Genomic DNA, 9,308 nt, shown 5'->3' with positions numbered 1-9,308 from the left:
TGAATTCTCTCCCACCGAGTGCGCGAACTACTTTAAAGCCGCAGGATATGAGCCGGAATGATCGGAATCTGCTCTAGTTCTAGGCCTACGTGATCGACGGGCTGGACGACGATCCCGCATGGGTGGGGAAGAGATCAGCCTTCGGTGTCAGAGTTTCGTGCTCCAACGCCAGCATGGGAACATCCAGCTTGGAGGTAGCGACCCAGACCTCTGCAAGCCACCGGTTAATTATGAAGACACAAGTGATGCTGAACGCATGTTCACTATCCTCTCTCTTGCCTTCGCGGCGCCTCAAGATCTGGTGGCTCTTTTCTAGCTTGTAGATCCTGTATTGGTTCATCGTCCTCTCCAGCTGAGGTTAAATCTCCCTACCCCTCGGTAAACACTCACTTAAAACTGAGTAGTCTTGCTTCTATAAGCTTATTGAAGGGAAATAGCTCGATATAGAAACGGTCGCAGCGATATTTAGTTGTACTGCCTCCTGAAGCAAGCATATCCTCACCACGAGAGACTACTTGACGGCGCTCTGGGCTGGGAGTGTTTTGGGGCTGGCGGGGGTTTCAATGAGTGATGCTCAGAGCTTCAGCTATCGCGGTGTCCGCATCCTGATCGAGCGCGACGTTTCCGGAACACGAAGTTGGTCAGTCTTCCCCAACGGGCAACCAGTACGCCAGGGGTGCTACTACCGGACAGGCCCAACCGGCTCGTTCCGCGGTGCGGTCGCCGAGGCGGAGGCCGCCATCGACGTCGGCTTCGAGACGAAGAACCTCGATGGCGTAAGGCCGTTCTTAGATCCATGAAGGCGCGTTAGGTCAAGCGTAAGCTTCAGCCGTTAGATACTGCGAGGCAGGGGCGTGGAAAACCAGGCCAAGACTATCTGCGGATGTTGTGGCGCTGCTGCTGGACGCTCTGGCGAGTGTTGCGGTGCCGACTGAACGGCGACTGTGGATCGAGACCGTGGATACCAGCTACGACGAAACCGCTGGGATTGCCGGAACAAGAGGCTGCCGCGGGATGAGTAGTATGACTTCCAACAGGGCATAGCCGGAGGCGAGGATGCGGTCAGCTGCTAGATTTTGCCCCCGATATCCGGAAGCCAGGTTGATTTGTCGGCTGGGAGAAAGGGCCTGGGTCCAGTCGAGTTGATGGAGGCTACCTACCAGGCTAGGGCCCCCCGCCCAACAGTGGCAGCCAGGGCCGCCATGAGCTCATAGCGGGTGATGGTGTGCAGCTAGGGCCTGAACGACCTGCTGTCGTCCATGGCTCGCCCTTGTATATCGTCCTACATCCTCACCAACTCGACGGCGAACAGCTGCCCAGCGGGCGGTCTCGATGACCTGGTCGACTGGCCATGTTGAGTCAATTTAGCCAGGCTGGCGGCAACCAGCCTGGACCTGTCCGACTTCACGGGCCCTCCACAAGGCGGAGACCCTTAGCCTGGCGGCATCCGTGGGTGTCCCGGTAGAATGACGCTGCGGTCCTGCGGTGACCTCTCCTAGTTTCGCAGTGCTGAGGGAACCTCGCGATCACCCTCAGCGTCGCCCGTACGGTCGTTGGAATGGCCATCAACCGTATCCTTACCAATTAGCATGCACGTCACCGCCAGCGACAGGCTCGGTTGGCATCATCAGGGATGGGCTTTCGACTGGGGCTTTGCCAGTACGGGCGGGGCCCGATGGCGGATGGCTTTATGGGACGCCTCCGGAGGATAGACCCGACACTAGAGCGGCGTCTTGCACAGAAGGGAGGAGCGGCGACAATAGGGATCCCTTCAGACGATCCGGGTGAACATGACTTTCTTCGAAAGCGTGCTTGTGCTGCTTTTGTTGTCCATTGGCCTGCTGCAGGTGTCGCGGCGCCTGAAGCTGCCATATCCCGCCATGCTGGCGGCAGCCGGATCTCTTGTCGTTCTCATCCCGGGTTCCCCTAGCATCGTCATCGACCCCAGCACCGCACTGGCCTTGTTCATCGCTCCGGCGCTCCTTGATGCTGCGTTCGACTTTCCCGTGACGCTTGCGCAGCGGTTCTGGCAGCCTCTCGTGGCCTTGGCGGTGGTGGCAGTTCTTCTGACTACAATCGTAGTCGCCTGGATTGGCTGGCGCTTTGCCGGGCTCCCATTCGCGGCCGCCGTGGTTCTGGGTGCTATAGTGGCGCCCCCAGATGCTGCCGCAGCCACCGCGGTGCTCAGCGTGGTTTCGGTCCCAAAGAACACGGCGTCGATTATCAAGGGGGAAAGTCTCTTCAACGACGCCATGGCTCTGCTGCTATTCGGCGGTGCCTTGGCTGTCCAGGAACATGGCGGCCTTGATGCCATCGTCGGCGCACGCCTGCTGATCGCCGCACCCGCTGGCGCGCTGCTTGGCTATGTGTTTGCCCGGCTACTGCGCTTCGTTCAGCCGATCGTGACGGGATCGCTCGGCGGCAACCTGCTGCAGTTCGTTTCGACCTGCTTGGTCTGGGTCGTCGCCGACCGGCTGAGCGTCTCGGCCGTGCTCTGTGTTGTGACCTATGCGATGACCCTGGCCCGTAGCTCCGGTGTTGGCTTCGGACCGCGGATGCGGGTGCATTCCTACGCGGTATGGGCGACAGTGGTCTTCCTGTTGAACGTTCTAGCCTTCCTGTTCATGGGTATGCAGGCACGCTCTATTCTCTCACGCATGGAGTCCACTAGTTTGAAGGACGCCGTTCGCTTTGCTCTATTGGTGATCATTGCCGTCATCGTCGTTCGCTTCATAATCGTCATGACTTCAAACCGCCTGGCGGCCCGCTTCGAAAGCTATCGGGGTCGCTCCGAGCCTCCGCTAGTGCGTCAGGGTGTGTTGCTCGGATGGTGTGGAATGCGCGGCCTAGTCACGCTGGCCACCGCGTTTGCGCTCCCCTCAGACTTCCCCAAGCGCGATTTGGTGACCCTGACGGCATTCTCGGTCGTGATGGCGACCTTGGTCATCCAAGGCCTGACGCTTGCTCCGCTGATCCACCTGCTCAAGCTCGACCGCAGCGAGGATACCACGCGCGAGCTGGCATTCGCCCGCCACTCTTTGGTTAAAGCCGGTCTTGCGCATCTAGTCGGCCAAAGTAGCCCGGAGGCGGACTTGCTGCGCGCGAGCTACACAATCAGGCTCGACGAGCCTGCCCGTCAGATGGCCCTCGAGCAGCACCGTGAGCTAGGTCTTTCCGCCATCGCCGCAGAACGAAAGAAGCTCGAGGTCATGCGGCTTCGGCACGAAGTGGATAGCGCAGTCTACGACATCCTCCTGGAGGAGCTGGATTGGCGCGAGCTTTGCATGCTGCCGGACTCACACCGTCGTATTGATGAGAATTAGAAGTCTCTAACGCCTAGGGCGTTGCTGCTCGCCTCCGCTATCGCTGCTGCGGGCTAAGAGGGCGCCTCGCTTGACCTGCTTGAAGCGAAGTTTGGACTCTAAGTAATCAAGCCGAGCATCCGCACGTTAGTATCCTTCACAGATTACTTAGATAATGTCGCTCAAGCGCAGCGACCACCCGGGACAACAAGAGGGTTCCGACTGTCCCGAACTGCCTCGGTAATCAGGAGCTGGAGATAGCCGCCCAAGTGGCAATAGCGTCAATCGCAGCCGCAGGCTACGTTCTTGCCTAATAGGCAGCCTTATCGAATCCAGCACCCAACCTGGCTAAGAATAAAACAGCCAGAGTATGGAGGACACTCACCATCTTTCTTGAGCTCCATGATATCGGAGGACCCGTTCCAGAGCTTCAGCCATCATGCGCTCAGAGCTTTTAGCAGCACGTCCCAGACGCTCTTGAATATCACGCCTTGACCCAATGTCGCCGCACTTCAGACATAGCACACGGTCTTCCGGGCCTGCCTCAAGTCCGAGCGCCTCAACTAGCAAATCCGACATACAGAATGGGCATGTTGGCAACAAAGACATCGGCATGACACACCCTCTGAGAACAACGCTCCTCTGCAGTCACTATAGTTACCCCGTTGTGCCACGACATCAAAAACGTGAGCTTCTGAAGATGTAAACGTTCGGGAACAGCAATGAGTGCTGGATCATGCCTCTCCTGTCTCCTAGGATCCGGATCCATTACCGGGATCCTCAACGGCAGCAATCCTCGCTGAGGGCGCGGATGATGACGGAGAGCCCCGCCGTCCCAGCGTCGCAACCCGAGGGGCCGCGGTTGGCTATTCGCGGCGGTCGTTCAACACCCGGCTTCGATTGCTGCGACCTAAACGAGATTCCAGCAAGCAAGTAGCTGCCGTTGGGCGAAGACTTACATAAGCTGGGCCAGTCAAATAATCGATCAGGAATCTGTGATTAGACTTGTAAGGGTCGTTTCGGAAAGCTACAGGTAGTGACCCGGGTTGTCGCCGTCGGATAGCTCAAAGGTCTGTCTATGCCTGCAGCTGCACTGCCGCATGACGAAGAAATTCGCCTGCAGTCGCTCCAACAGAGCGGACTGCTCAACAGTCAAATCGATGGCCGCATTAAGCTATTGACGAGGCTCGCAGCTGACGTGTTCAAGCGCCCGAGCGCCGCCGTCACGTTGATTACTGCCGAACGCCAGCTAAACAAGGCTGGCGTCAACATCGGTTCTTCCAGCATCCCCCGCGAGAACTCATTCTGTAGTTATGCTATTTTGCAGCCTAACGAACCGTTGGTTGTCGAGGATGCGACGCGTGATGCGCGCTTCTCAGATAATCCCTTGGTCACGGCAGAGAAAGGCCCCTTGAGGTTCTACGCCGGGATGCCGCTCAGGTTACCCGACGGCCAGCCGGTGGGGGCTCTCAGCGTATTGGATCACGTTCCCGGCTCAATGAGCACGAACGAGATCCAGACGCTGCGCGCAATGGCTTTGCAGGTCGAGGACATTATCCGGCGCCATCGAGTCAGCTCTGGGCAGCGACGGGAGCTGCTGAGCGAGCTCCGAAAAGATATGCGGGCAGGAGGTCTTTTTCTACATTGGCAGCCGATTGCAGTAGCGCCAACTTTGCGGATCGTCGGTCATGAGGCTTTGGTTCGGTGGACCCGCCGTGACGGCAGCGTCCTGATGCCGGACAGCTTCATACCTGCTGCTGCAGGTTCTGCCCTGATTACGGACATCGACCGCTACGTCCTGACCGCCGCCTGCGCCGAAGTAGCACAGGCGAATGACTGCGGGTCTATTGCCGTCAACATTTCTGGCCGTTGGTTTGGAGCAGGCAGTCGTCGCATTGCAGGGGAGGTCGAAGAGGTTTGCGCCCGAACGGGCTTGGATCCGCGTCGGCTTACCATCGAGCTTACAGAGGACGTCCCTATCCGGGATCCGCATCGAGCACTCGGAGAGCTACGCGAGCTTAAGACGCTCGGCGTAAAGCTCGCTCTCGACGACTTTGGGACCGCCTACTCGTCCTTGAACTACGTCGAGAAATTTCCCTTCGACGTTATCAAGCTCGATAGAGCTTTTGTTCGAGCGGTCGGTATCAGTAGCCGAGCCGAGGTCGTCATCCAGTCGGTAGTACGTCTGGCACATCAGCTGGGTATGATGACCTGCGCGGAAGGAGTGGAGACGGAAAGTCAGCTTACCTTCCTGCAGAGCGAAGGAGCTGACCTCGTCCAGGGATATTTCGTAGGTCGGCCAGGCGCCCGATCGTGAACACCTTCAGGTTGCCAGCCGGTGTGATGGTGATGCCTCCCGCCGCCGGTGGGGCTGGTGACGACGGCGGACTCTGGAACAGGGATTTAAGAAAGCTACATAGCGCTTCCCCTCGGGACGACTGGATTCCCTTGTGATCCACTTGCCTCATGTGACGCGAGAGAAGCCACCGCAGCGGCAATGTCCTCAAGCTCGCCTGTGCGTCCTAGCGGTGTGAACGCAACAACTGTTTCCTCGAACGGACCCCCAGCCAGACCACCGGAGCGCGTTCCTTCAGCCACAACGAAGCTGGGGTTCACACCGTCTACGCTGATCCTCCAGGCTGCGAATTCCTTAGCCATAGACTTCAAGATCGAGTCCACCAAACCCCTCGTGCCGACATAGAAGGCGGCGTCTGCTGGTGCAGGTGTGCTGACCGTCGAGCCGATATTGATGATACTGCCACCCTTGGCAGGGAACAGCGGAAATGTCATTCTGGCTGCGAGCAGCTTCCCGAAAAAGTCGATATTGAAATGTCGTGATCATACCCGGTCTCTCACCTTAGGGGAATGAGAAGCGGCGTTTGCGCATCGGCGCCCAAGATAGTGTCGTTAATACCGTGCACGAGCTTTAGTTAACGTCTGTTTCAGTGAATGAGCTGGATAATAGCGAGCTTATATTTGTTAAATTGGCATCCTGAACGCAAACCTTGTCTCGTCAGAAGTTGAGGCAGCAGTCAAAGACCCTCCGTGGGCCTTGGCAATCTGAAAGGAAATATAGAGGCTTAGCCCGAGGCCCTGGTCCGCGGCTCCGCTTTTGGATTGTCCCCGGACGAAGGGCAAGAATAGTTTTCCTTGATCTTCTTCCGGGATGCGCTCGCCGTTGTTTATCACCGTAAGCTCGAAGATGCCTTTCGTGGCCTTGGCGTCTACCTTAATAGGACTGGCTGCATCACCGTGGGTGAGGGCATTGCCAAGGAGGTTGGAGAGGAGCTGAGACAGCTTCAGATGGTCGCACGCGACCGGCTGCTGAATATCGAGAGTTAGCTCAATATCTCTTGACGGATAAATGCTTTGGAGCTCCTGGACGACTCCCGAAAGCATTGGCTCCAATGGGAGGTTCTCGGTCTTGCTGACGAGGAAGCCACCGCCCAAACGCCCACGCGCAAAGTCAGTCACGTTCTCGATAAGTCCCGACATGCGGGCAATGCTGCGCTTCATGTATCCGATGACTTCAGCCGCATGTTCGGGACGCCGCAAGATGAGCGAAGCTCCGGCATCAACCGCCATCAGGGGATTGCGCAGATCATGCCCCAGGATAGCAATGAACTCCTCGCGCAGCTGCGCCATCTCGCGCTCCTGCGCCAAGGCCCGTTCGGAAGCCGCCATCTTGCGGCCTGTATCCAGATGCTGAGCGATGAGGTCGGCGAAAAGTGTAAACATGCTTAAGACATGGGGCTCATCGAGTGACCGTGGCTTTGGGTCGATGGCGCAGAGCGTGCCGAAAAACTCGCCGTCCGGCAGGACGATGGGTACCGAGACGTAGCTCTGAAAGCCAAAAGTCTGTGGCGTCAGGTGTCGGCAGTATGTCCGGTCGGTCCGGACGTTGCTGATGATAACCGGCTGTCGGTGGTCCGTGATCTCATCGCAGATGGTGGTTTGAACCTGAAGCTCACTGCCTGGTGACAGTCCGAAGTCGATAGCGTCCAGCACCCCACAGGCGACCCATCGACCCTCGGTCACCCTTGCTACAGCTACAAACCCCATGCCCGTCGTCTGGTGGATGACGTTCAGAAGCGTCGGAACAGCCTTGATCCGGCTGATCGCCTCGACGTCGGCTCCAAGGTCTTCCATTTATTCCTTCCAGTTTGGACGAGATTGCGAGTCGGTAACAGACGTCTGTTCACGGGTTCTTGTAAAGTCCCGAGGAGCGCGGCGGCTCGTGCTCAGTCACAACCCCCGATCACCCTCGTCCCTCTCCGCGAGCATCTCCTGGACCGCCTTGACGACGTCTGCCAGTCGGAAGGGCTTGGGGAACCTCCGGAGTGGGTTGGGGACTGGTGGCCCCCCCAATTGCTCATGGCGTCCAGACACCAGGATCACCGGGATGTCGGGGTGGATTTGGCGGAGGTGTCTGACAACCTCCAGACCGCTGGCGCCAGGCATGTTGATGTCGCTGACCACGAGCTCAACACCATCTGGATGCTCGATAAGCTGGAGGGCTTCAAGGCCGTCCTTGGCCTTCAGGATGTCATACCCTGCTTCCTCCAAAGCCTCTACCAGTAGTAAACGGATGAAAAGCTCATCTTCGGCGACTAGCACGCGGACGGGTGGCTTGCTCATAGGCGTTCTCCAGCTGAGCGCTGTAAGGTAGGATCAGGCTCCGAGTTCTGGAGGCAATGGTCGTAAAAGGAAGTGTTGACCGACTGGTAGCGCAAACGCTCATCTCGACTTAGGTAGCGTCCTCTATTGCCCACTGGCGGCAGTGGTGGAGGTAGGCGGCCTCGTGGGTACCGACCAGGTCGACAATGCTGTTCCATAGCCAAGATGGTGCATTTAACGACGCCAACCGGTCTCGGCCGACTTCTGCCAGCCATTTAGTGCATTGCTTGGCGTCAAGCTGACGGGCATGGGCACGGCCGACTATGTGCGCGAGAAATCCTGCAATGCTGATGGCGTCATCTTGCTTGAGATGCTCGATCTCCAATTTGAGGTCCTGAGGCAAAAGCTCCCGAACGAAGACCGACTTTCCCAGAAGCTTTGCGGCCACCATCCGGCCGCCTAGGAAGGGTGAAAGGCTGCCAGCTCCGGTCACCACCCGGCGGGCATTGTCTTGCGGCATCTTCGCCATCATATCGCGAGGCGCTGCCGGTGCGGTGGCCTCCTTCACGTCCATCAGGCAATGGCGCTCGTCCTGGCCTCTGCCGATGGCGACCAGAACGGCAATACGCAGGCGCCCAAGCGAGCTGCACCCCTTCTTCCAGAAAGCGGCATCCAGCACTCGGACCGGTGCGTCATCGTCACGCTTGCGCAGCGATGTCGCCAGGCGCTGAAGGTCATGCTCCTCAAAAATATTGTCGACTGCCGCTCGCTCCGTCCGATCCAGTGGCCAGAACCGCCGTCCGAGGGGAATGACCGGCTCGACACCTTCGATACGCTCGTCGGCGAGATGCCTCCAAGACCGGCCAGCCGCGTCGCGCATCAACTGCCGAATGGGCTTCGGCATTGCGCGAGCGTCGTCCAGTGTTTCGCCCTGAGCCTCAGGCTGCAGCGCCGCCTGGTATCCTGAGACAACTCTTTCTAGCATGTGAGCTGTTGTGACACCTGGGAGGTCCGACCCGCGAGCCGCCATGGCCAGCGACAAGCCGAGGCGGATCAGATCGTGTGCAGGATTGCCAATGACGGTCTGATCGAAGTCGCGGATCTGCAGGGCCAGGGCACCATCGGTGCTCGCGACTGGGCCGATGTTGCCGACGTGGCAGTCTCCACAGACCCAGATGGAGGGACCGTCGGGTAGCCCCCGACCGCTCGAGCTCTCAAGCCACTCGTAGAAGCTGGCAGTGCTCCCCCGGACGTAGGCATGGGCTGACTGCGCCATCTTGCGATGCTGTTCTGCGGCCAATACGGCTGCACGCTCGGATGGCCTCACTGTGGACTGCTTCATAGGCGGAATCAGCACACCAACTGCCAATTTGGCAATGCCGTCAACGT

The 9,308-nt window shown here is 58.6% G+C and carries 8 protein-coding genes; 3 read left to right on the top strand and 5 right to left on the bottom strand.

The features are described 5' to 3' along the window. Window positions 1-85: 85 nt before the first annotated feature. On the bottom strand, window positions 86-340 hold the full coding sequence (locus FE263_RS15820; protein WP_138326980.1) for a hypothetical protein: 255 nt from the start codon (window positions 338-340) through the stop codon (window positions 86-88). Window positions 341-563: 223 nt separating this feature from the next. Between FE263_RS15820 and FE263_RS15815 the strand changes: the two genes are divergently transcribed. The 3 genes from FE263_RS15815 to FE263_RS15805 all read left to right on the top strand — a co-directional run bounded on the left by FE263_RS15815 (window position 564) and on the right by FE263_RS15805 (window position 5,619). After that, window positions 564-800 carry a hypothetical protein gene (locus FE263_RS15815; RefSeq protein ID WP_138326979.1) on the top strand — a complete coding sequence of 79 codons (237 nt, stop codon included), beginning with the start codon at window positions 564-566 and terminating at the stop codon, window positions 798-800. Window positions 801-1,790: 990 nt separating this feature from the next. Further along, window positions 1,791-3,323 (top strand): cation:proton antiporter, encoded by a 1,533-nt coding sequence (locus tag FE263_RS15810; protein ID WP_138326978.1) that lies wholly within the window; start codon window positions 1,791-1,793, stop codon window positions 3,321-3,323. 1,057 nt (window positions 3,324-4,380) lie between these two features. Next, window positions 4,381-5,619, top strand: a complete 1,239-nt coding sequence (locus tag FE263_RS15805) for a sensor domain-containing phosphodiesterase (RefSeq protein WP_138326977.1) — start codon at window positions 4,381-4,383, stop codon at window positions 5,617-5,619. A gap of 95 nt (window positions 5,620-5,714) precedes the next feature. Here FE263_RS15805 and FE263_RS22945 read toward each other — a convergent pair whose 3' ends face one another. The 4 genes from FE263_RS22945 to FE263_RS15785 all read right to left on the bottom strand — a co-directional run bounded on the left by FE263_RS22945 (window position 5,715) and on the right by FE263_RS15785 (window position 9,261). Next, a complete protein-coding gene (locus FE263_RS22945) occupies window positions 5,715-6,125 on the bottom strand; it encodes an SDR family oxidoreductase (protein WP_408886203.1) in 411 nt (136 codons plus the stop codon). A gap of 156 nt (window positions 6,126-6,281) precedes the next feature. After that, window positions 6,282-7,451, bottom strand: coding sequence for a GAF domain-containing sensor histidine kinase (locus FE263_RS15795; protein WP_138326975.1), 1,170 nt, complete (start codon window positions 7,449-7,451; stop codon window positions 6,282-6,284). A gap of 96 nt (window positions 7,452-7,547) precedes the next feature. Continuing rightward, the gene (locus FE263_RS15790) at window positions 7,548-7,940 is read right to left on the bottom strand and encodes a response regulator (protein WP_138326974.1); all 393 of its coding nucleotides are present in this window, start codon (window positions 7,938-7,940) and stop codon (window positions 7,548-7,550) included. A gap of 109 nt (window positions 7,941-8,049) precedes the next feature. Continuing rightward, a complete protein-coding gene (locus FE263_RS15785) occupies window positions 8,050-9,261 on the bottom strand; it encodes a DUF2252 family protein (protein ID WP_138326973.1) in 1,212 nt (403 codons plus the stop codon). Between the last annotated feature and the right edge of the window lie 47 nt (window positions 9,262-9,308).

Source organism: Lichenicoccus roseus, from assembly GCF_005844085.1.
Taxonomy (GTDB): domain Bacteria; phylum Pseudomonadota; class Alphaproteobacteria; order Acetobacterales; family Acetobacteraceae; genus Lichenicoccus; species Lichenicoccus roseus.
Note: the sequence above shows the minus strand (reverse complement) of the source record. Positions and strands in the feature narration are given on the sequence as shown.